The organism is Streptomyces sp. NPDC028991 (assembly GCF_055564775.1).
On record NZ_JBVHVP010000028.1, the window covers coordinates 47,256 to 68,821 of the forward strand.

17 protein-coding genes are annotated in these 21,566 nt (G+C 71.9%); 3 read left to right on the forward strand and 14 right to left on the reverse strand.

Translation table 11 applies throughout. The annotated features are described in order from the left end of the window. Positions 1-88: 88 nt before the first annotated feature. The 9 genes from ACZ4V1_RS32085 to ACZ4V1_RS32125 all read right to left on the reverse strand — a co-directional run bounded on the left by ACZ4V1_RS32085 (position 89) and on the right by ACZ4V1_RS32125 (position 11,805). Positions 89-886 (reverse strand): putative protein N(5)-glutamine methyltransferase, encoded by a 798-nt coding sequence (locus ACZ4V1_RS32085; RefSeq protein WP_468343428.1) that lies wholly within the window; start codon positions 884-886, stop codon positions 89-91. A gap of 64 nt (positions 887-950) precedes the next feature. Further along, entirely contained in the window at positions 951-3,023 is a 2,073-nt protein-coding gene (locus tag ACZ4V1_RS32090; RefSeq protein WP_468343375.1) for an acetyl/propionyl/methylcrotonyl-CoA carboxylase subunit alpha, read from the reverse strand. Positions 3,024-3,037: 14 nt separating this feature from the next. Next, complete coding sequence (locus ACZ4V1_RS32095; protein ID WP_468343377.1) at positions 3,038-4,648, reverse strand: carboxyl transferase domain-containing protein; 1,611 nt, start codon at positions 4,646-4,648, stop codon at positions 3,038-3,040. 34 nt (positions 4,649-4,682) lie between these two features. Beyond that, on the reverse strand, positions 4,683-5,840 hold the full coding sequence (locus ACZ4V1_RS32100) for an acyl-CoA dehydrogenase family protein (protein WP_468343380.1): 1,158 nt from the start codon (positions 5,838-5,840) through the stop codon (positions 4,683-4,685). 134 nt (positions 5,841-5,974) lie between these two features. Continuing rightward, positions 5,975-6,742: a 3-oxoacyl-ACP reductase FabG gene (gene fabG / locus ACZ4V1_RS32105; RefSeq protein WP_468343383.1), complete on the reverse strand. Its 768-nt coding sequence runs from the start codon at positions 6,740-6,742 to the stop codon at positions 5,975-5,977. Continuing rightward, on the reverse strand, positions 6,739-6,951 hold the full coding sequence (locus ACZ4V1_RS32110) for an MbtH family protein (RefSeq protein WP_468343386.1): 213 nt from the start codon (positions 6,949-6,951) through the stop codon (positions 6,739-6,741). The genes fabG and ACZ4V1_RS32110 overlap by 4 nt, the downstream gene beginning before the upstream one ends. A gap of 54 nt (positions 6,952-7,005) precedes the next feature. Then, the gene (locus ACZ4V1_RS32115) at positions 7,006-8,364 is read right to left on the reverse strand and encodes a cytochrome P450 (protein WP_468343389.1); all 1,359 of its coding nucleotides are present in this window, start codon (positions 8,362-8,364) and stop codon (positions 7,006-7,008) included. Positions 8,365-8,420: 56 nt separating this feature from the next. Then, a complete protein-coding gene (locus ACZ4V1_RS32120) occupies positions 8,421-10,316 on the reverse strand; it encodes a non-ribosomal peptide synthetase (RefSeq protein ID WP_468343392.1) in 1,896 nt (631 codons plus the stop codon). 1 nt (position 10,317) lies between these two features. Next, positions 10,318-11,805, reverse strand: coding sequence for a class I adenylate-forming enzyme family protein (locus tag ACZ4V1_RS32125; protein ID WP_468343395.1), 1,488 nt, complete (start codon positions 11,803-11,805; stop codon positions 10,318-10,320). Between the two features lie 303 nt (positions 11,806-12,108). Here ACZ4V1_RS32125 and ACZ4V1_RS32130 point away from each other — a divergent pair, with 303 nt between their 5' ends. Both ACZ4V1_RS32130 and ACZ4V1_RS32135 read left to right on the forward strand, forming a co-directional pair. Beyond that, on the forward strand, positions 12,109-13,107 hold the full coding sequence (locus tag ACZ4V1_RS32130; RefSeq protein ID WP_468343398.1) for an acetamidase/formamidase family protein: 999 nt from the start codon (positions 12,109-12,111) through the stop codon (positions 13,105-13,107). A 59-nt stretch (positions 13,108-13,166) separates the two neighbouring features. Continuing rightward, on the forward strand, positions 13,167-14,357 hold the full coding sequence (locus ACZ4V1_RS32135; protein ID WP_468343401.1) for a cytochrome P450: 1,191 nt from the start codon (positions 13,167-13,169) through the stop codon (positions 14,355-14,357). 80 nt (positions 14,358-14,437) lie between these two features. Here ACZ4V1_RS32135 and ACZ4V1_RS32140 read toward each other — a convergent pair whose 3' ends face one another. Beyond that, the gene (locus tag ACZ4V1_RS32140; RefSeq protein ID WP_468343404.1) at positions 14,438-15,145 is read right to left on the reverse strand and encodes an SDR family NAD(P)-dependent oxidoreductase; all 708 of its coding nucleotides are present in this window, start codon (positions 15,143-15,145) and stop codon (positions 14,438-14,440) included. Between the two features lie 28 nt (positions 15,146-15,173). Continuing rightward, positions 15,174-16,454: a phthiocerol/phthiodiolone dimycocerosyl transferase family protein gene (locus ACZ4V1_RS32145; RefSeq protein ID WP_468343407.1), complete on the reverse strand. Its 1,281-nt coding sequence runs from the start codon at positions 16,452-16,454 to the stop codon at positions 15,174-15,176. A gap of 326 nt (positions 16,455-16,780) precedes the next feature. Here ACZ4V1_RS32145 and ACZ4V1_RS32150 point away from each other — a divergent pair, with 326 nt between their 5' ends. Beyond that, positions 16,781-17,755 carry a zinc-binding dehydrogenase gene (locus ACZ4V1_RS32150; RefSeq protein ID WP_468343410.1) on the forward strand — a complete coding sequence of 325 codons (975 nt, stop codon included), beginning with the start codon at positions 16,781-16,783 and terminating at the stop codon, positions 17,753-17,755. A gap of 135 nt (positions 17,756-17,890) precedes the next feature. On the opposite strand, the gene ACZ4V1_RS32155 is transcribed toward ACZ4V1_RS32150, so the two are convergent. The 3 genes from ACZ4V1_RS32155 to ACZ4V1_RS32165 all read right to left on the reverse strand — a co-directional run. Further along, the gene (locus ACZ4V1_RS32155; RefSeq protein WP_468343413.1) at positions 17,891-19,036 is read right to left on the reverse strand and encodes a 3-deoxy-7-phosphoheptulonate synthase; all 1,146 of its coding nucleotides are present in this window, start codon (positions 19,034-19,036) and stop codon (positions 17,891-17,893) included. A 19-nt stretch (positions 19,037-19,055) separates the two neighbouring features. Beyond that, on the reverse strand, positions 19,056-19,853 hold the full coding sequence (locus ACZ4V1_RS32160) for an arylamine N-acetyltransferase family protein (protein ID WP_468343416.1): 798 nt from the start codon (positions 19,851-19,853) through the stop codon (positions 19,056-19,058). Positions 19,854-19,937: 84 nt separating this feature from the next. After that, positions 19,938-21,566, reverse strand: a 1,629-nt coding sequence (locus ACZ4V1_RS32165) for a polyketide synthase dehydratase domain-containing protein (protein WP_468343419.1), incomplete at its 5' end; no start/stop codon positions are given.

The following is a 21,566-nucleotide window of genomic DNA, read 5'->3' on the forward strand; positions in this document are numbered from 1 at the left end:
GACTCGCAGCTCCGAGCCCCGGCAGCTCCCGGCCTCGCAGCCCTGGCCCGGTGGGCCGGCCCGATCGGCCGGCCCTCACGGGCACCCGTCAGGAGGCGTCCGAGCGGCTCGCGACGATCACGGTGGCATCCAGTTCGTCGTCCGTGGCCACCCGCACGAGCAGACCGGCGCCGGTCACGGCGGCCACCGCCGCGTCGGCCTGCCGCTCGCTCGTCTCGAACAGCAGGACGCCGCCCGGAGCCAGCCACTCCGATGCTTCGGCCGCGACACGCCGCAGGACCTCGAGACCGTCCACGCCGCCGTCGAGAGCCACCCGCGCCTCGTATTCGCGGGCCTCGGCCGGAAGGAGTTCGATCTCCGTGGTGGGCACGTACGGGACGTTCGACAGCAGGACGTCCACCCGGCCCTTCAACCTCGCCGGCAAAGGCTCGAAGAGGTCACCCTCGTACACCTCTCCCCCAGCCGGGACGACGTTGCGCCGAGCGCAGCGGACAGCGGCGGGGTCGACGTCCGCGGCGTGCAGTTCGGCCTCGTCCAGCAAGGCGGCGAGCGCGACGCCCAACGCGCCGGAGCCACAGCACAGGTCGACGACGACCGCCCGCGCCGGAGCGAGCCGCGCGGCCTCGTGGACAAGTACCTCGGTGCGCCGCCGCGGAACGAATACCTCGGCGCCCACTTCGATGCGGAGACCGCAGAATTCGGCGTAGCCGACGACCTGTTCGAGTGGCAGACCGACGACCCTGCGCTCCACCATTTCTTCGAGCTCGGCGGCGCTACCGGCCGCAGACATGATCATCTGCGCCTCGTCCTCCGCGAACACGCATCCCGCGGCGCGGAGTCGGGAGACGATGGCGGATTCGGAGTGGTCCAGCGACGGAATCGACATGGAAGCCTTTCGAACGGCAAGTGATGACGTGCGGTTGCCCATGAGTCAGGGCAATATCTCTGCATTATCCGACGGGTGGATCTTGCGCCTCAACCGCTCCCGTCGCACTGACCACGGCGAGGATCCGGTCCATGGCGACGACGGTGCCGGGCGTGACGTCGAGTACGGTGACGGTGCCGGCGTGCGGGGCGCGGATGACGTGCTCCATCTTCATCGCCTCGACGACGAGCAGGCTCTGCCCGGCCTCGACCTCGTCCCCGACGGCCACCCTGACGACGGTCACGGTGCCGGGCAGGGGCGCGGCGAGCGTGCCGGCCCCGCCGTGCCGGGCGCCGGAGAGGGCGGCGGCGACGGGATCGTGGTCCATGACGTGCCAGGAGTCGCCGTCCCGGCCCAGCCAGATCCCCTCCGGGGAGGGGGCGACGGTGAAGCGGTGCGTGACGCCGTCGAGGTACAGGAGGAGTTCCCCTGCCCCGCCCCTTCCCGAAACCCTGTGGGGGGCCGGGGGATCGCTGTCGAGGGCAGCGGCGAGCACGCCGGTTGCGCCGGGCGGGAGTTCCGCGTCGCCCAGCACGAGCTGTGCTGCCGATTCGCGGCCGCGTACCCGGACGCGCACCGGCTCGTGGCCGGGGATACGGAAGTGGTGCGGCGTCCAGGCCGGTCGGCCGCCCAGGCGCCAGCCGTCACGAGACCCGAACGGGTCGGCCCAGTCCCCGGCAGGGTTCCGGGAAGGGGCGGGACGGGGGAAGTGACGCACCAACGTCGCCGCCGCGTACACCTCCGGCGGAACGCCCTGCGGGACCAGGCTTTCCGCGTCGCGTTCCACCAGGCCCGTGTCGAGGGCGCCGGTGACGACGTCCGCGTGGGCGAGGAGGCGGCGGAGGAAGCCGGCGTTGGTGGGGACACCGAGGGTGACGGTGTCGGCCAGGGCGGCGCGCAGGCGGCGGAGGGCCGCCTCGCGGGTCGGGGCGTGGACGATGACCTTGGAGAGCATCGGGTCGTAGCGGGAAGAGACCTCCGTGCCCACCGAGAGGCCGGAGTCCGTGCGGACCCCCTCGCCCGCCGGCTCGTGCAGGGCCAGGACCGTACCGCCCGAGGGCAAGAAGCGCCGGGACGGGTCCTCCGCGCAGATCCGCGCCTCGATCGCCCAGCCCGTCAGGGTGACGTCCTCCTGCGCGAAGGGGAGCGGTTCGCCCGCCGCCACCCGCAGCTGCCACTCCACCAGGTCCACGCCGGTGATCAGCTCGGTGACGGGGTGTTCGACCTGGAGCCGGGTGTTCATCTCCATGAAGCAGTACGAGGCGGGGTCGCCCCCCGGGACGATGAACTCGACCGTGCCCGCGCCGACATAGCCGCACGAGCGGGCCGCCTCGACGGCCGCCGCGCCCATCGACGCCCGGATCTCCGGGGTCAGGAGCACGGACGGGGCTTCTTCGACGATCTTCTGGTGGCGGCGCTGGAGGGAGCACTCGCGTTCTCCGAGGTGGATCACGTTTCCGTGGGCGTCCGCCAGGACCTGGATCTCGACGTGCCGGGGGCGGTCGACCCACCGCTCGACGAGCAGCGTGTCGTCGCCGAAGGAGGCGCGGGCCTCACGGCGGGCCGCCGCGATCTCGTCGGTCAGCGTCGACAGGCCGCGGACGAGCCGCATGCCCTTGCCGCCGCCGCCCGCGCTCGGCTTGATCAGCACCGGCGCGCCCAGCTCACGCGCCGCCGCCTCAAGGCCGGGGTCGGCGGCGCCGGGGACGACGGGGACGCCGGCCGCCCGCACGGTCTCCTTCGCCCGGATCTTGTCGCCCATCAGGGCGATGGCCTCGGCCGGCGGGCCGACGAAGACGAGCCCGGCGTCCGCGCAGGCCCGCGCGAAGGCGGCGTTCTCGGCGAGGAAGCCGTAGCCGGGGTGGACGGCCTGCGCGCCGGTGCGGGCGGCGGCGTCGAGGAGTGCCGGTACGGAGAGGTAGGAGTCCGAGGCCGGTGCGGGCCCGATCCGTACCGCCGTGTCCGCTTCCCGCACGTGCCGGGCGTCGGCGTCCGCCTCGCTGTACACCGCGGCCGAACGCACGCCGAGCGCGCGCAGCGTGCGGATGACGCGGACCGCGATCTCACCTCGGTTCGCGACGAGCACTGTGTCGAACATGGACGTCCTCACCCTCACATCCGGAAGACGCCGAACTGGGGGTCTCCCAGGGGCGCGTTGGCGCACGCGGTCAGTGCCAGCCCGAGGACCTGCCGGGTCTCCATCGGGTCGACGACCCCGTCGTCCCACAGCCGGGCCGTCGCGTAGTAAGCGTCGCCCTGCGTCTCGTACTGGGCGCGGACCGGATCCTTGAAGCGCTCCTCCTCCTCGGTGCTCCACGCGTCACCGAGCTGGCCGCGCTTGACCGTGGCGAGGACGGAGGCGGCCTGTTCGCCGCCCATGACGGAGATCGTGGCGCCCGGCCACATCCACAGGAAGCGGGGCGAGTACGCCCGCCCGCACATCGAGTAGTTGCCCGCGCCGTAGGACCCGCCGACGACGACCGTCAGCTTCGGCACCCGCGTGCACGCCACCGCCGTCACCATCTTGGCGCCGTGCTTGGCGATGCCGCCGTGCTCGTACGCCTTGCCGACCATGAAGCCGCTGATGTTCTGCAGGAAGACCAGCGGGATGCCGCGCTGGTCGCACAGCTCGATGAAGTGGGCGCCCTTCTGGGCCGATTCGGCGAACAGGATGCCGTTGTTGGCGACGATGCCGACCGGGTGGCCGTGGATGCGGGCGAAGCCGGTGACCAGCGTCTGCCCGTACTCGGACTTGAACTCCTGGAAGCGGGAGCCGTCCACGATCCGCGCGATGATCTCGCGGACGTCGTAGGGCGTGCGGGAGTCCACCGGCACCGCCCCGTACAGACCGGCGGGGTCGGCCGCCGGCTCCTCGGCCGGCTCCACCGACCAGGGCAGCGGGCCGCGCCCGGGCAGCGTCGCCACGATGTTCCGCACGATCCGCAGGGCGTGCGCGTCGTCCTCGGCCAGGTGGTCGGTGACGCCGGAGATCCGGGAGTGGACCTCGCCGCCGCCCAGCTCCTCCGCCGTGACCACCTCACCGGTGGCCGCCTTCACCAGCGGCGGGCCGCCCAGGAAGATCGTCCCCTGCCCTCGGACGATCACCGCCTCGTCGCTCATCGCCGGGACGTACGCGCCGCCCGCCGTGCAGGAGCCGAGGACGGCGGCGATCTGCGGGATGCCGGCGCCGGACATCCGGGCCTGGTTGTAGAAGATCCGCCCGAAGTGCTCCCGGTCCGGGAAGACCTCGTCCTGCATCGGCAGGAAGGCGCCGCCCGAGTCGACGAGGTACAGACACGGCAGCCGGTTCTCCAGCGCCACCTCCTGCGCCCGCAGGTGCTTCTTCACCGTCATCGGGTAGTACGTGCCGCCCTTGACGGTGGCGTCGTTGGCGACGATCACACACTCCCGGCCCGAGACCCGCCCGATACCCGCGACGACCCCGGCCGCCGGCGCCGCGTCCCCGTACATCCCGTTCGCCGCGAGCGGGGCCAGCTCCAGGAAGGGCGAGCCCGGGTCGAGGAGGGTGTCCACACGGTCGCGCGGCAGCAGCTTGCCGCGGGCGGTGTGCCGGGCGCGGGCCTTCTCGCCGCCGCCGAGCGCGGCCGCGGCGAGCTTGTCGCGCAGGGTCGCGGCCAGCTCGCGATGGGCTGCCTCGTTCGCCTGCCAGGCCGCCGACGCGGGGTCCACCGCACTTTTCAACACAGGTGCCCGGTGTGTCATCGCGTACGGCCCCGGCCCGTCGGTGTCCGCCTCCTCATGACGTCATTCCGAGTTCCCGCGCGATCAGCATCCGCTGGACCTCCGACGTGCCCTCGCCGATCTCGAGGATCTTGCAGTCCCGCCAGAACCGGCCCACCGCCGACTCGTTCATGTAGCCGTATCCGCCGTGGATCTGCGTCGCCTCACGGGCGTTGTCGACCGCACTCTCGGAGGAGTAGAGCTTGGCGATCGCCGCCTCCTTCTTGAAGGGCTCACCGTGGAGCAGCCTGGAGGCCGCGTCCCGCCAGGCCAGGCGCGACATATGGGCCCGGGTCTCCATGTCGGCGATCTTGAACTGGATGACCTGGTTGGCGCCGATCGGGCGGCCGAACGCCTGGCGGGTCCGCGCGTACGCGAGCGACTCGTCGACGCAGCCCTGGGCCAGGCCCGTCCCGAGGGCGGCGATCGCGATGCGGCCCTCGTCGAGGATGCGGAGGAACTGGGCGTAGCCCCGGCCCTCTTCGCCGAGGAGGTTCTCCACCGGGACGCGGACGTCGTCGAAGGAGAGCTCGTGGGTGTCGGAGGCGTTCCAGCCGACCTTGGAGTAGGGGGCGGCGACCGTGAAGCCCGGGGTGCCGGACGGGACGACGATGGTGGAGATCAGCGGACGGCCGTCCGGCTTGCGGCCGGTGACCGCCGTGACCGTCACCAGACCCGTGATGTCCGTACCGGAGTTGGTGATGAAGCACTTGGACCCGTTGACGACCCAGTGATCGCCGTCCCGTACGGCCGTCGTCCGCGTCCCGCCCGCGTCCGAACCGGCGCCCGGTTCCGTCAGGCCGAACGCGCCGAGCACGTCACCGGAGCAGAGCTTCGGCAGCCACTCCCGCTTCTGCTCCTCCGTACCGAAGCGGTAGACCGGCATCGCGCCGAGCGAGACCGCCGCCTCCAGGGTGATGGCCACCGAGGAGTCGACGCGGGCGAGCTCCTCCAGGGCGATACAGAGGGCGAAGTAGTCCCCGCCCATGCCGCCGTACTCCTCGGGGAAGGGCAGCCCGAACAGGCCCATGCGGCCCATCTCCGCGATGATCTCGTACGGGAACCGCCGTTCCTCGTAGTAGGCGCCGATCTCCGGGGCGACCACGTCCCGGGCGAACGCGGCGACGGTGTGGCGAAGGTCCTCGTACTCGGAAGAGAGCCGGTGATCAAGCATGGGGGTCCTCCTGGGGCCTGGCCGGAAGTGCCGGGCGCGGGGATGGCGGGCGTTCGGGGGGAGGTGTGGCTGGGTGGCGGGCGTGGCGGTGCCGACGTGGGCGGGTGCGGACGCCGGCCCCGCGCAGGGGCGGGCTACTGGGGCCCGCCGTCCACGTGGAGCGTCTGGCCCGTGACGTAGGCGGCGTCCTCGCCGGCGAGGAACGACACCACCGCGGCGATGTCCTCGGGTGAGCCGACCCTGCGCAGCGGCGACCTGGCGGCCGCCGCCCGCCGGAACACCTCTGGATCGGCGCCCGTGCGGCGTGCGGTCTCGTCCGTCATGGCCGTGGCCACGAAGCCGGGAGCGACGGCGTTGACGTTGATCCCGTACGGGCCCAGCTCGATCGCCAGGGTGCGGGTGAGACCCTGCACACCCGCCTTGGCCGTCGCGTAGTTGGCCTGGCCGCGGTTGCCGTCGGCGGCGACCGAGCTCAGGTTGACGATCTTCCCCGACGCCTGTCGCCTCATGTGCCGCTGTGCGGCGCGTGAGCACACGAAGGCGCCCCTCAGATGGACGTCGATGACGGTGTCCCAGTCGTCGTCGCTCATCATGAACAGCATGTTGTCGCGCAGAACGCCGGCGTTGTTGACGAGGACGTCCAGCCGTCCGTACTCCGCGACCGCACGATCGATCGCGGCGTCGGCCTGACCGGAGTCCGTGACGTCGCATCCGGCGGCCGTGGCACGCCCGCCCGCCGCGCGGATCGCGGCGACGGTGCCGGCCGCATGGCCCTCGGTGAGGTCGAGGGCGACGACGGCCGAGCCGTCGGCCGCGAGGCGCTTCGCCGTGGCGGCGCCGATGCCCCGGCCCGCTCCGGTGACGACCGCCACGCCACCGGAACGGGGGGTGCCCGAGGTCACGCGCCCTCCATCGACCCGATCAGGCTCTTGGGGCGCATGTCGAGCCACACGGACTCGACGTGGTCCAGGCATGCCGCCCGGGCCGCCGGCCCCATGACGCCGCGCCAGCCGGCCGGTACGGCGGCGGACGCGGGCCAGAGGGAGTACTGCTCCTCCTCGTTGGCGAGGACGAGGTAGCTGCCGTCCGGGTCTTCGAAGGGGTGGGTCATGAGTGCGCCTTTCGGGGGCTGCGTCGCGGTGGGAGCCGCGAGGGGGCGGGCGGGTCAGCCCTTGGGCATGCCGTTGGGGTCGGGCTTGAGGGAGACCGGCAGGGAGTGCATGCCGTGCAGGATCGTGGAGTAGATCCAGCTCTCCGGGCCGGTCTGCTCGATGTCGGTGACCATGCGGCGGAGGCCGTCGAGGACCGCCTCGATCTCCATGCGGGCGAGGTAGTGCCCCAGGCAGAAGTGCGCGCCGTGGGCGAAGGTGAGGTGCTTGTTGGGCGTGCGGTTCAGGTCGAATCGGTACGGGTCGGCGAAGACGTCGCCGTCGAAGTTGCCCGAGGAGATCCAGACGCTGACGACGTCGCCGGCCTTGATCAGCTGTCCGTTCACGACGACGTCGCCGGTGGCGGCGCGGCCGCCGTGGATGGACGGCACGGTCCAGCGCAGGATCTCCTCGACGGCGGTGTCGAGCTTGGCCTCGCCGCTGCGCAGCGCCTTCCACTGCTCGGGGTACTGCTTCAGCGCGAGCAGGCCGCCGGTGATGGCGTGGCGGCCGGTCTCGTCGCCGCCGATCATCAGTCCGTAGCAGTTCGCCATGAGTTCGGCGTCACTGAGGCGTTCGCCGTCGATCTGGCTGTTGGCGAGGAGGCTGACGACGTCGTCGTGGTCGCTGTGCTTGCGGGTGGCGGCCAGGTCCGCGAAGTACAGCAGGATCTCGCTCTTGGCTGTCCAGCTGTCCTCCGGCGGGGCGTCGGCGTGGTCGGAGCTCCAGGCGCGGGAGGTGAGGCCGAGGAGGTACTTGCGGTCCGAGCGCGGCACGCCGAGCAGGTCGCAGATCGCGCCGAGCGGGACGCTGCCCGAGACGTCCTCCGCGAAGTCGCACTCGCCCTTCTCGATGGCGGCGACGAGGAGGCCGTCGACGGTCTCGCGCAGGCCTTCCCGGATGTCGTGCAGCATCCGCGGCGAGAAGGCCTTCATCAGGATGTTGCGGATCTGGGAGTGGCGGACGCCGTCGGTCACGGCCAGCATCGTCCCGGCCGCGGAGTCGCCGCCGGTCAGCAGCGTGCCCAGGGCGTTGCCGCCCTCGGTGGTGAAGTGCTCCTTGTCGCGGTAGACGGCCATGGCGTCCTGGTGCCGGCTGACCACCCAGAAGCCGGGCTGGGAGCCGCGCGCCTCCTGCCAGTACACGGGGCGTTCGGCGCGGAGGTGGCTCCACACCTCGGTCAGGTCCCGTTCCGCGTGGAGGACGGGGTCGGCGAGGTCGAGGCTCTCCAGCTCGGCCGGGTCGGCCATCGGCTTGCTCTGGTGCGGGGGGACGGGCGTCAGGTTTCCGGCCCTCGGGGTCTCGGTCCTGGGTGCCGCGGTCTTCGGTGCCTCGGTCGTCGTCATCGGTGCCTCGGTCGTCGGGGTCTCGGTCATCGGGGTCTCCAGTCCGCGTTGCGCGTATGCGGGTTCGGCGGGGCCGGGCGTCGCCCTCAGCGGTCCGTCGCGGTGTCGGCGCCGCTCGCGACCGCGGCGAGTGCCTCGACGGTCGGGTTGCTGATCACTTCGCGGGGGGAGATGGAGTAGCCCGCTTCCCGCGCCTTGAGGATGACGGTGATGGCGAGCATGCTGTCGCCGCCGAGCGCGAAGAAGTTGCTGTCGGCCTTGACCTCGGACACGCCGAGCAGCTCACCGAAGATGGCTGCGAAGGCCGATTCCGCCGGGGTGCCGGGCGCCCTTCCGGCCGTGTCGGCCGTGGTCTGGGGCGCCGGCAGGGCCTGGCGGTCGAGCTTGCCGTTGGGGGTCGTCGGGAAGGCCGTGACGGTGACGCAGGCGGCGGGCACCATGTGGTCCGGCAGGCTGCGGGCCGCGAACTCGCGCAGTTCGGCGGCGGTCGGGGCGGGCTTGCCGTAGGTCCGGCCGACGATCACGTACGCGACGAGCTGCCGGCTTCCCGGCTGGTCCTCGCGGACGACGGCCACGGCCTGGTCGACCGAGGGGTGCCCGGTCAGGACACTCGACACCTCGCCGAGCTCGATGCGGAACCCGCGGAGCTTGACCTGGTCGTCGGCGCGGCCGTGGAAGTCGAGGCCGCCGTCGGGCCGCGGGGAGACCAGGTCGCCGGTGCGGTACATGCGGGATCCGTCGGCCGCGAAGGGGTCGGCGACGAATCGTTCGGCGGTGAGACCGGGGCGGCGCAGGTAGCCGCGGGCCAGGCCGTCGCCGCTGACGTAGAGTTCGCCGGTCTCCCCTATGGCCACGGGGCGCAGTTCGGCGTCCAGGACGTGGGTCCGGGCGCCGGGGATCGCGGTACCGAGCGAGGGGGTCCCGGCCGCGGTCAGCGGTCCGGTCATGGTGGCGCAGACGGTCACCTCGGTCGGGCCGTACGCGTTGACCATGCGGCGGTCCCGTGCTGTCCAGCGCTCGACGAGTTCGGCGGTGCACGCCTCGCCCGCGACGAGCAGGCTGCGTACCGCGCCGAGTTCCGCCGCGGGGACGCCGCCGGCGGCGACCGGCGGGAGCACGGCGTGGCTGACGGCCAGTGTGGTGAGGACCTCGGTCAGGGTCTCGCCGGCGAGGGTGCCGGGCGGCGGGACGACGAGGGTGGCGCCCGCTTCGAGGGCGGCCAGCAGCTCGAACACGTACGCGTCGAAGCTCGGCGAGGCGAACTGGAGCAGTCGGCTGTCGGCGTCGACGGCCATCCGCTCGACGGTTGCGGTGGCGAGACCGGCGAGGCCGGCGTGCGTGACGGCGACGCCCTTGGGCGTGCCGGTGGTGCCGGAGGTGTAGATGACGTAGGCGAGGCCGGCCGCCGTGAGGGACGCGTCCAGCTCGACGAGCGCCGGGTTCGCGTCCGGAGCCGCGGCGATCCGGTCGGCGGTGTCCGGCTCGTCGATGACGAGGCGGCCGGCGCCGGGGCCGGGCGGGATCCGGTCGGCCGAGGCGCGGGCGGTGACCACCAGTGCGGGGGCCGCGTCCTTGAGGACGAAGGCGATGCGGTCGGCCGGGTAGGCGGGGTCGACCGGCAGGAACGCGGCGCCGGTCTTGGCGACCGCCAGAGTGGCGACGACCATGTCGACCGAGCGCGGCAGGGCGAGGGCGACCAGCTTCTCGGGGCCCGCGCCGTGGGCGAGGAGGAGGTGGGCGAGCCGGTTGGCGCGTCGGTTGAACTCCTCGTAGGTGAGGGTCTCCTCGGCGGAGGCGAGTGCGGTGGCGTCGGGACGGTCCTTGGCCCGCCGCTCCAGCAGTTCGGCGGGGGTGACCGGGGCCTGGTGGGGGCCGCTGTCGTGCTCCGTGCCGTGTGTGGTGGTGGCCATGCCGTCCTTCTCCTCGGGGGCGGTCCCGAACGGCGCGGCCGTGCCGCCCGTCGTCGTGTTCGGCTTCGTCATGTCAGGCCACCGGCCATCGGGCGTCGGTGACCGCGAGCCGCTCCCGGGCCTCGGCGCGCAGCCGCAGCCGGTCGGGCTTGCCGAGGGCGAGCGCCGGCAGGGCGGCACGCTGCTCGATGTCGGCCGGTACGTGGTTCGCCGTGAGCCGCTCGCCCACGTGCCGGCGCAGTTCCTCGGCGTCCGGGGCGGCGTCCGGCGTCGGGACGATCGCGGCGCAGATCCGTTCGAGCCGGTCCACGTCCTCGACGCCGAAGACGGCCGCTTCCGTTACCTCCGGGTGGTCGAGGAGGGCGCGCTCGACGGACGCCGGGTAGACCTTGATGCCGTTCGTCTTGACGACGTCGGCGATCCGGCCGTGCAGGTGCAGGTATCCGGCGTCGTCGAGGTGCCCGATGTCCCCGGTGTGGATCCAGCCGTCGCGGACGGTGCGGGCGGTGAGCTCGGGCTCGTTCCAGTAACGCTCCATCGACCAGCGGGAGACGACGCAGACCTCGCCTGGCTCGCCGGCCGGCAGGACGCGGCCGTCCTCGGGGTCGCGGATGGTCACGCGGACGCCCTCGGGCGGGCGGCCGACGGTGGCCCGCAGGGCGGGGTCACGGTGGTCGTCCGGGAGGAGGAGACTGATCAGGCCGCTCTCGCTCGTGCCGTACACCTGCATGATGACCGGGCCGAGGACCTCGACGGCCTTGCCGATGCGGTCCGGGGAGGCGGCGCTGCCGGTGTAGAAGAGTTCCCGGACGGTCGACAGGTCGGCGCTGCCGATGGCGGGGTGTTCGGTCAGCGCGTACACCTGGGGCGCGGACAGGACGAGGCGGGTGATCCCGTACCGGCCGATCGCCCGGAGGACCTCGGCGGCGTCGAAGGCGGACTGGAGGACGACGAGGCCGCCGGTGATGACGGTGTCGTCGGCGGCGAAGCCGCTGGAGTGTGTGAGCGGCGCGGTGACGAGGCAGTTCGCCGGGACCCCGCGGGCCGCCGAGGTCGCCACCATGTCGTTCTTCACCTCGAACGCCCAACTGACGCCCTTGGGGCGGCCGGTGGAGCCGCTGGTGTAGGTGACGACGGCGATGTCGCCGCTCTCGGCGGTATCGGGGTCGAACGCGTCGGCGGGGGCCGCGGTGAGGTCGACGATGTCGGGGCCGAACGCGCCGAGGCCGGCGAGCGGCGGACGTGTCTTCAGCGCGTCGCACAGCGCGCGGCCGCGGTCGGCGTTGTCGGCGTCGACGGCCACCAGGGTGGCCCGGACGTCGGTGAGGATGTCGAGCTGGAGTTCCAGCGGCAGCTGGTCGAGCGGGTTGACCGCGTTGACTCCCCTGAGGTGGACCACCGTGGCGCCGAGCAGGTTCGCCGCCCAGCGAAGGATCAGCGTCGCCGGGGTGTTGGCGTTGGTCAGGACGGCGACCACGCTGCCGGGACCGATGCCCTGCGCGCGCATGGCGTGGGCGGCCGAGGTGACCGAATCGGCGAGGGATCCGGCGGTCGTGGACACGTCCTCACATATGAGGGGGGTATTCAGGGGATTGGCACCGAGGGCGTCCAGGATCTGCCGGACGTAATGACTATTGCCTTGCAACCACGTTCTCCATTCGACTCATGGGAGCGAGGCCGTCAGCGCACCAGTCAATTGAGGCACGGCGTTCCGGCCTCGCGTATCGGCCCGCTGAAATGGTCGTTCACCAGGTCTCAAGATAGAGGTCGATCCGAGGGCTCGACATCCCCAGGTCTGGTAGTCGTGAGAACGCCGACGGAATGCCTTGATATTCGGACGGCGCCTGTCCTAGCGTCGTAGGCCATGGAGATACATACGGTCGAGTCAACACCCGTCACCGTGCGTTCGGGCATACTCGACCCGACTGCCCCGGCGGTCGCGAAAATTGAATCCGGCGATGTGGTGAGCTACCCGGACACCTGGACCAACTGGAACAACGAGTTGGCGTTCGGGATGTCCTTCGAGGAACTGGTCGACGTGCGCCGGCGCAATCCCGGCAACCCGTTTCCGCTCCTGGGTCCCGTGGAGGTCGCGGGGGCCGAGCCGGGCGACGTGATCGAGTGCCGGCTCACCGAGCTGCGCCCCCGGGACTGGGGCTGCAACGCCTCGCACCCGGGTTCGGGCGCCCTGCGTGACGACTTCACCGAGCCGTACCTGCACTACTTCCGCTTCGACGAGGAGCGCCGCACGGCGGCCTACGCCGAGGGGACCGTGATCCCGCTGGCTCCCTTCCTCGGCATCACGGCCGTCGAGCCGGCCGGTGACGAGCCGGTCAGCGCGCTGCTCGCGGGCCCGTACGGCGGCAACCTCGTGCTGCGCGAACTCACCGCCGGGTCCTCGCTGTTCCTGCCGGTGGCCAAGCCCGGCGGGCGGGTGTGGATCGGCGACGTGCACGCGGCGCAGGGTGACGGCATGGTGGACCAGACGGGCATCAAGTCGGCCGCCGAGGAGCTGCGGATCCGCTACGACGTGCACAAGTCCGTCGCGCTCGACGCCCCGCTCGCGGAGACCGAGACGCACTGGATCGGCTTCGGCTTCGCCGGCAGCCTCGACGACGCGCTCCTCGCCTGCCTGCGGGGGCTCGTGGCCTGGCTGCCGGCCGCGGCCGGCATCACGGCCGCCGAGGCGTACGCGCTGTGCGGCATGGCGGTCGGCTTCCGGATCACGCAGTACGCGGACCAGCGCGGCTCCTCGTACAGCGCGCTGCCCCCGAAGACGGTCCACGGCATGGTGCCGAAGGACGTCTTCCCGCCGGCCGTCCAGGAGCGGATCGCGGCCTGGCTGCGGCCGTCGGCCCGGTGACGGCCGCACGGCGCACCCCCACCCCCCTGCGTACGCCCGATATCGAGAAGGATGCCGCGATGAGCGAGCCGATAACCTATCAGCAGCACTGGGACCGCACGGATCATTTCGATCCGCCGTCGCTTCTGCTGGACCTGAGCCGGGAACGACCGCTGACGAGAATGACGTACCCCAGCGGCCATGCCGGCTGGCTGGTGACCGGCCACGAGCTGTCTCGCGAGATCCTCAGCAACCCGGTCTTCAGCCACAATTACGGGATCGGCCACTTCCCCACCACCAAAAAGGGCAAGCAGATTCCGCCGCTGCCGGTGATGCCCGGGATGTTCATTCACATGGATCCGCCGGACCACACCAAGTACCGGAAGCTGCTGACCGGTGAATTCACCACCCGCCGGATGAACCAGTGGGCGGAGCGCGTCGATGTCCTGGCGGCCGAGCAGCTGAAGGCGATGCGCGAGCAGGGCACCTCGGCCGACCTCGTCGCCTCCTTCGTCCGCCCTCTGGTCCTCCAGGTCGTCTGTGAGCTGATCGGCATTCCGTACGCGGAGTGCGAGAAGATCGCCCGGCTGCCGGACACCGCGAACGACGAGAGCATCGAGCTGGACGACGAACTCGCCGCGGGCCGCGAGTCGTTCTTCTACGTGCGCGATCTCGTCCAGCGGAAGCGGGACGAGCCGGGCGACGACATGCTGAGCCGTCTCATCGCCGCCGGCGAGCTGACGGACCAGGAGATCACCAACATGGTCCTCCTGGTGTTCGTCGCCGGATACTCCACGACGGAGGCCGCGCTGACGTGCAGCACGCTGGCGCTGCTGCACCACACCGACCGGCTGGCGGAGTTCCGGGCGAACCCCGGGTCCGCGAACGCGATCGAGGAGCTGCTCCGCTACACGACGGTCAACCAGTACCAGATCTTCCGTACCGCGCTGGAGGACATCGAGCTGGGCGGCGAGACGATCCGGAAGGACGACACGGTCACCGTGTCGCTGCCGGCCGCCAACCGCGACCCGGCCAAGTTCGGCTGCCCCCACACGCTGGACCTCGACCGCGAGACCTCGGGTCAGATGGCCTTCGGCTACGGCGTGCACATGTGCCTCGGCCAGAACCTGGCGCGCATCGTCATCGGCGCCGGACTGCGGACGCTGGTCGAGGAGCTGGCCGGTCTCGAACTGGCCGTTCCGTTGGAGGAGGTCCCGTTGCGCGGCCGGTCCACGGTGGTCAGCATGCTCGAACTGCCCGTCCGCTGGTGACGGACTGATCAGCGCGTCGCACCCTCGCACACGACGGAGCGGGCCCGGAGGATCTCCGGGCCCGCTCCGTCGTCCAGCCCTCACACCGTCGTCGCGACGTGGACGGTCTGGCCTGACACGGCCGAGGCCTCGGCGCCGGCCAGGAACCGCACGGCGTCGAGTGCCCCCGCCGCGTACGACGATCCGCCGGTGGCGGTGGCGGTGTTCGCGGTGGCGGTGTTGGCGGTCAGCTCCGTTGCCGCGGGCTCCGGAGCGATGACGTTGGCCGTGATGCCGAACGGCCGCAGCTCCCTCGCGATCGTCCGGACGAACCCGGCCAGGCCCGTCTCGACGACCGAGTTCCGCGCCGCCCCGGGCCGGTCGCCGCCCGCGACGTCGGCCAGCGTGATGATGCGGCCCCCGCCGTTCTTGATCATCGGGTCGACGACCGCGCGGCTGGTGACGAACACCCCTCGCAGCGGACCGCCGACGGCCTCGGCCCAGTCCTGGTCGGAGAGTTCGCTCAGCGGACCGCGATCGACGGCTCCGACGCAGTTCATCAGGACGGCGGCATCGCCCAGTTCGGAGCGGACCCGCGCCAGCGCGCGCCCGACCGACCCCGCGTCGGCGACGTCCGCGGCCACGAACACGCAACGCCGCCCCGTCTCCGTGATCCGCCGCACCGTGACGGCGTACGCGGCCTCGTCCGCTCCGAGCACGGCGACGTCCATGCCCTGTTCGGCCAGCCGTACGGACGCGTCGGCGCCGATGCCTTGCGCCGCGCCGGTCACCATCGCGACTCCAGCCATGGTTCGTTCCTCTCTCGACTGGTCGGCGTCAGGCCGCCGGCACGGGGGCGCGCTCGACGAAGGACAGCAGGGTGGCCAGGACGTGGTCGTGGATGTCGTCCATCCGGGCCGGCGGGAAGCACTTGGCGCTGTACGGCATCTCGATGCTCAGGCGGCCGTACACGGTCATCGGGGACGCCACGAGTGCGCCCGCGCCGGCCTCGGGGACCCACTTGGAAGAGATGGCGAACTTGCGCATGTCGGTGATCTCGAGACCGCGCGGCGCCGGCGGTCCCGCGACGGCGCCGACGTTGGGCACGACGAGGCCGGCCGTCAGCACGGACGGGTTCGCGAGCAGCTGGGGCAGGGCCTGGAGCTCCCGGGCCGGCTCGTTCCGCTCGATGGCGTCGCGCAGTCGGCCGGTGATCCGGCGGCCCAGCTCGATCAGGTCGGCACCGGCGGGTACCTCGACGACGTCGAGGTACCAGGACGCGGCGGGGATCAGCACGTCGCGGCCGAGCGCGGGGGTCAGCCGGGCCCGCAGGTCGACCGGTGAGACGAAGCTCAGTCGGTGCTCGCTCCCGTAGCCGGGTCCGTAGCCGTCCCGGACCGCGGTCAGCAGGGCCGCTCCGACCAGTCCGTGCACGGAGACACCGGCGCTCTTGGCGAACGCGACGAGAGCGCCGGTCTGTGCGCGGGTCAGACGGACGCGCTTCACGTCCATCCGGGGCCCGTCCTGCGCCGACGCCTTTGCCGTGAAGGGGAGGACGGCGAGCGGGTGCGCGGAGATCCGCTCGGTCCGCTCCTTCACGTAGGCGGCGAGCTGCTCCTCGGAGCACGGCGCGAGCAGATCGTCGACGGCCACGGGCCACGACTCCCCCGCGCTCCGCGGAGCCGCGTACGAACCGTCCTGGATCCCGGAGTAGGCGCTCCAGATCTCGTTGCACAGGACGGTGGCGCTGTGCCCGTCGCAGATGACGTGGTCGATGCCGAGGACGAACGTCGACTCGCCTTCGCCGCGGAAGAGAGTGGCGCGGACCAAGGGGCCGCCGGTCGGCAACGGCTGGTTGAGCTGGTCGGTCAGGTCGGTGGGCCCGGCCGGACGCACCTCCAGGCGCGGCAGCTCGTGTTCGTCCAGCAGTTCGAGGAACGCCTCGTCGCCGTCCCGGGTCACCCGGCTGCGGAGCGAGCGGTGCTCGGCCACCTTCGCGGCGAACGCCGCGGCCAGCAGTTCCTCGTCGACCTGGCCGCGTATCGTGCAGACGGTCGTGGCGAGGGTTCTGATCTCACCGACATACAGGATTTCCGACGGTGACAGCTTGCGTCGCATACAGATCTTTTCTCCAGACATGGCTCGGCGCCGTCACGCTAAAACGGGCCGGGGCGGTTCCACATCCCTCGGGCTGACAGTTCCAAGGGGGAAGTCCGGGAGAATTCGGCCGGTCCCGCCAGGTGCCGCGGGCTGCTACCAGGCTGAGGGATGGTGCGGGCCCACCGTCCGGTACTAGCGTCGCCGAATGGCGTGACAGGACTCCACAGCCAGTGCGTCCGAGAAAGTACCGCATTCGCCTTTCCTTTGCCGACCGACCACTGCGTGAGGAGATTCATGCACCGTCGCGACATTCCCCCGCTCATTCGGGCACGACGCGAGAGGGCATGCGTGTGAAAGCCGTCTACGCAGCCCGCCCGGACGACCACGATCCGCTGTCCGCGCTGGTCGTCGGCGAACGCCCGGACCCCGTGGCCCCCGAGGGCTGGGTACGCGTCCGGGTCCGGGCCGTGTCGCTCAACCACAAGGACCTGTGGACCCTGCGCGGCGTCGGGCTGAATCACGACAAGTACCCGCGGATCCTGGGCTGCGAGGCCGCCGGCGAGGATCCGGACGGCCGCCGGGTGACGCTCTACCCCGTACTGGACTCCCCGCCGGGCACGACCGACGAGACGCTCGTCCTGCCGGCCGCGCAGCTCGTCGGGGCGCGCCCGGGAACGCTCGCCGAGTACATCGCCGCGCCCGCCCACAGCCTGCTGCCGGTGCCGGACCACCTCACGTGGGAGGAGGCCGCCTGCCTGATGTGCACATGGCTTCCGGCGTACCGGATGCTGTTCACCAAGGCCGCGCTGCTCCCGGGGAACTCCGTGCTCGTCCAGGGCGCCGCGGGTGGACTGTCCACCGCGCTGATCCAGTTGGGTGCCGCCGCCGGGCTCCGGGTCCACGTCACGAGCCGCACCGCCGACAAGCGGGATCTGGCCAAGCGGCTCGGCGCCCACGAGGTGTTCGAGAGCAACGCCGACCTGCCGGAGCAGGTTGACGCGGTCGTCGACAGCGTCGGCCGGGCGACCTGGACGCATTCCCTGCGCAGCGTGCGCAACGGCGGCACGGTCGTCGTCGCCGGCGCGACCACCGGTGACGTGTCGCCCGCTCGACTGCACCGGATCTACTTCCATCAGATCAACATCGTCGGCTCGTTCAGCGGTACCCGTGACGAGTACGCGCGGATGCTCGCACTGATGAGCACGACGAACATCAGGCCGCTCGTGGACGAGGCGATGCCGACGCAGGACGCGCACGCGGCGTTCAAGCGCCTGTCGGACGGCGATGTGCGGGGCAACCTCGTCCTCACCTGGCCGTGAGGCGGACGACCGTCCGCTGAGCGGCGAAGACGCGGTGCCCGGGAGAAACCGGGCACCGCGTCTTCGCGCGTACCGGCAGCAAGGGGACGCCCGAACCCCCGGAGGGCTCCGGCACTCCCTCGGTGCCGGAGCCGTTCACGTGCCCAGCAGTGCCGCGGTGTGGAACCCGAGCTCGACTGCCCGCGGCCCGGTCTCGACGCGGAGCCCGCCGGGGTGCGTGCCCAGACGGTGGTGCACCTCGACGAAGCCGGTGACCTCGTCGAGCGCGCCCTCGAACTCCGGAGGGTTGCGGTACAGCGGGTCGCACTGCCACACGACCCGCCGGCCGGCGGCCTCGACGCGCTCGACGATCGGCGGCAGGAGGTCGCGGACGCGTCGACTCCCCAGCGCGCAGGTCAGCGTCAGACGCCCCGGAACGGCGTGCGGGTCGAGGTGTTCCACCAACTCGGCGGCGTACGCCGGGCTGGTGTCGGGGCCGATGCGCAGCCCGACCGGGTTCGGTGCCCGTCGGACGAGGGGTGTGTACGCGTGCGAGGCGTTCTCGCGGGCGGCGCGCGCGTCGAGCCACAGGAAGTGCGCCGAACCGCTGACGCCCGGGAGCACCGTGCCCACGGCCGAGGCGGCCGGAGGCGTCAGGGCCCGCTCGTGGCCCGGGTCCGGCAACCGGCGGGAAGTGTACAGCTCGGTCGTGCGCGCGGTCCGGTCGGTGAAGCCGCCCGCCGCCATGAAGCGCAGGCCTCGGTCGATCCTGTCGACGAGGGCCCGGTGCCGGGCGCCGGCGGCGGTGTGTACGAACTCCGTGTTCCAGCCGTGGATCCGGTCCAGGGTGGGCGCCTCGCCGCGGCTCAGTCCGCGGAAGAGGTTCATGACGGCCGCCGACAGGGCGTGGTCCGTCGGGCTGTCGTCACCGGCGAGTGGGCGGGGCTCGGTGTACGGACCGCAGACCGGGGCCACCTTCACCACGGGCAGGCCGGACACGTACATGAGGACGACGCCCAGTTGGTGCAGTACGCGCAGGCTGGCCCGCAGGTGGGCCTGGGGGTCCCTGGTGGCGGGCCCGGTACGGTGACCGCCGTGGAGCAGGAACGCCTCGCCGCGGGCCACCGCCGCCAGCCGCTCCGACAGAAGCTCCGTCTCGGCCCGCGCCACAAGCGGCGGCGCGGGCCGCTGGGGCTCCCGGACGTCGTGCACCGTGTCGCGGTCCTCGCCGGCGACGGTCCCGGGACCCTCGTCGACGAAGGCCCCGGCGAGATCCTCGACGGGCTGGGGAAGCAGGCTCACATGGGACACGGCGGGCCGCTCAGCCGACGGGCCGGGTGAGGATGCCCGCGGCGAGGTTCTCGTACTCGGTGGTGTCGATGAGAGTACGCACCTGCTCGCGGCCGTTCCGGACCGTCAGGTACCGCCGCCCCTTCAGGATGGCCTGGCCGTCCTCCAGCGCCCGGCTGCACAGCATCAGCCCGCCGCCGGCTCCCGGTTCCGCCTCGGCCAGGCTCGCGTTGACCTTGGCCTCGAACTCCGACCAGGCGGCGGGCTCCCGGACGGTCAGCGTGAAGCGGTAGACGACGTGCCAGCGGCCGCCCTGCGCGCAGCGCCGCAGGACGAGGCTCCCGGCGTCCGCGACGAGCCGGTACCGGACGCCGTACTGGACCTGGATCTCCTCGCCGACCCGCAGCGGTTCCAGGAACGACGGTCCCGCGTAGCCGACGTCGACCAGCCACTGCTCGTCGTCGAGCGTGACGAGGACGAGCATGTGCTCGACCTCGGTGCCGAAGACCTGTGCGCCTTCGACGGTGCTGCCGCCGATCAGGGCGACGTCGAAACCCAGTTCGCGGAGCAGCCGGAAGAAGAGACGGCTGAGCTGAATGCAGCCGCCACCGCTGCCTTCGGCGATCACCACGTCGAATGTGGTGTCCTCGTCGATGTCGACCAGATCGACTCCGCCACCCCGTCTCGACGGTGGACGGGTGAGCGAGACGACGCTGTTGTAGGGAATCGCCATGAGGTGTTTCTTGTGCAACGCCCTCAGCGTTTCGAGATCCGGTTTCGTCTCTCCCTCATGACCTATACGCCGTAGATACGCGTCGACGTCGAACATTTCTCACCGCTTTTCTCGTCAGGTGGCCCCGGTGCCGGTCGCCGGAAGGGAACCGGCACCGGGGCGGTTTTCAGGGAGGCGTCGTCAGCCGGCGAGCCGGTCGGTCGTCCGCTCGTGCAGGAACAACGCGAGCATCGAAGGGGTCGGGTGTTCGAAGACCACGTTGGACGGCAGCTTCGTGCCGCTCAGCTCGACCAGCCTGTTGCGAAGTTGCATCGCCGTCAGCGAGTCGAAGCCGATCTCGAAGAGACCCTGGTCGGCGCCGAGCCGGTCAGCCGTGGCGTGTCCGAGCACCGCCGCGATCTGCGTACGCACCACGTCGAGCAGAAGTGCCTCCCGCTCGGCGGCCGGCAGGGTTTCCAGCTGGTCCACGAGCGCACGCCGCTCGTCGGCGGAGACCGAGGCCTGGGCCGTCGGGCGCCTCCTGCGGACCGGAACCCGCTGGAGCCGCGCCCGGTCACCGCGGACGGCGGCAGCCCCGATCTCTTCGGCGGAGACGGGCCGCGCGGCCACCGACCGCATCGTCAGCACCGGTGTGCCCATCTCGTCGACCGCCGCGAACGAGACCGTGTCGGGGCCGATCGGGGTCAGCATGATCCGCAGGCTCGCGGCGCCCTCGGCGTGCAGCACCACGTCGTGCCACGCGGAGAGCAGCCGCGTGTCCCCGTCGGAGCCGGCCGCGGACAGCGCGGGCTGCGTCGCCGCGTCCAGCAGAGCCGGGTGCAGACCGAACAGGCCCGCGTCCGCGCGCCGGCCCTCCGCCAGGACGGCCTCGGCGAAGAGCTCCTCGCCCCGGCGCCAGACGGCACGCAGGGCCTGGAACGCCGGCCCGTGGACGTACCCGTTCTTCGTGAGCACGGCCTGGATGTCGGTGAGGTCGACGGGCTCGGCGCCGGCCGGCGGCCACTGGGCGAGGCCGGCACCGCCGCCGTCACCCGGACCCACGAGGGGCGCCTCGGGCGACAGGGTGCCGTACGCGTGCCGGATCCACTCCTGGCCGCCTCCCTGACCGGCGTCGCGGACGTCACCGGACGAGGAGTAGACCGCGACGGAACGACGGCCCATCGGGTCCTCGCCACCGACAGCGACGTGGACCTCGACGGAACCCTGCTCCGGCAGAACCATCGGAGCGTCGGTCACCAGCTCGTCCAGCACCTCGCACCCGAACTCGTCGCCGGCTCGGATGACCAGGTCGACGAAGGCCGCGCCCGGAACCAGCACCGCGCCGTGGACGGCGTGGTCGGCCAGCCATGGGTGCGTGCGCAGCGACCAGCGGGAGGTGAACACCAGCCCGTCCGAGTGGGGCAGTTCGACGACAGCGCCGAGGAGCGGGTGACCGGACTCGATCGGACCGGACGACCCCGCCGGCGTCGCCGACTTCGTGCGCTGGATCCAGTAGTGCTCGTGGTCGAAGGCGTATGTGGGCAGGCCGTGCTGGTGCCGGAGGGTCCCGGCAGGCAGTACGGCCGTCCAGTCGACGTCCACTCCGCGCACGAACGCCTCGGCCAGGGAGGACAGCATGCGCCGCATACCACCCTCACCCCGACGCAAGGAACCCAGCAGCAGGGGGGTGGCCTCCGTGTCGTCGGCGATCTCGGAGACCGGCTGGAGGAGGACGGGGTGGGAGCTGACCTCGACGAAGACACCGAAGCCCGCACCGACCAGCTCACGGACCGCAGACTCGAAACGGACCGTCTGCCGCAGATTCCGGTA

Excerpts from the sequence above, each read along its gene's own strand:
- ACZ4V1_RS32085 (WP_468343428.1), bottom strand. The coding sequence starts at position 886 with ATGTCGATTCCGTCGCTGGACCACTCCGAATCCGCCATCGTCTCCCGA.
- ACZ4V1_RS32090 (WP_468343375.1), bottom strand. The coding sequence starts at position 3,023 with ATGTTCGACACAGTGCTCGTCGCGAACCGAGGTGAGATCGCGGTCCGC.
- ACZ4V1_RS32095 (WP_468343377.1), bottom strand. The coding sequence starts at position 4,648 with ATGACACACCGGGCACCTGTGTTGAAAAGTGCGGTGGACCCCGCGTCG.
- ACZ4V1_RS32100 (WP_468343380.1), bottom strand. The coding sequence starts at position 5,840 with ATGCTTGATCACCGGCTCTCTTCCGAGTACGAGGACCTTCGCCACACC.
- ACZ4V1_RS32110 (WP_468343386.1), bottom strand. The coding sequence starts at position 6,951 with ATGACCCACCCCTTCGAAGACCCGGACGGCAGCTACCTCGTCCTCGCC.
- ACZ4V1_RS32115 (WP_468343389.1), bottom strand. The coding sequence starts at position 8,364 with ATGACCGAGACCCCGACGACCGAGGCACCGATGACGACGACCGAGGCA.
- ACZ4V1_RS32120 (WP_468343392.1), bottom strand. The coding sequence starts at position 10,316 with ATGACGAAGCCGAACACGACGACGGGCGGCACGGCCGCGCCGTTCGGG.
- ACZ4V1_RS32130 (WP_468343398.1), top strand. The coding sequence starts at position 12,109 with ATGGAGATACATACGGTCGAGTCAACACCCGTCACCGTGCGTTCGGGC.
- ACZ4V1_RS32135 (WP_468343401.1), top strand. The coding sequence starts at position 13,167 with ATGAGCGAGCCGATAACCTATCAGCAGCACTGGGACCGCACGGATCAT.
- ACZ4V1_RS32140 (WP_468343404.1), bottom strand. The coding sequence starts at position 15,145 with ATGGCTGGAGTCGCGATGGTGACCGGCGCGGCGCAAGGCATCGGCGCC.
- ACZ4V1_RS32145 (WP_468343407.1), bottom strand. The coding sequence starts at position 16,454 with ATGCGACGCAAGCTGTCACCGTCGGAAATCCTGTATGTCGGTGAGATC.
- ACZ4V1_RS32150 (WP_468343410.1), top strand. The coding sequence starts at position 16,781 with ATGCGTGTGAAAGCCGTCTACGCAGCCCGCCCGGACGACCACGATCCG.
- ACZ4V1_RS32160 (WP_468343416.1), bottom strand. The coding sequence starts at position 19,853 with ATGTTCGACGTCGACGCGTATCTACGGCGTATAGGTCATGAGGGAGAG.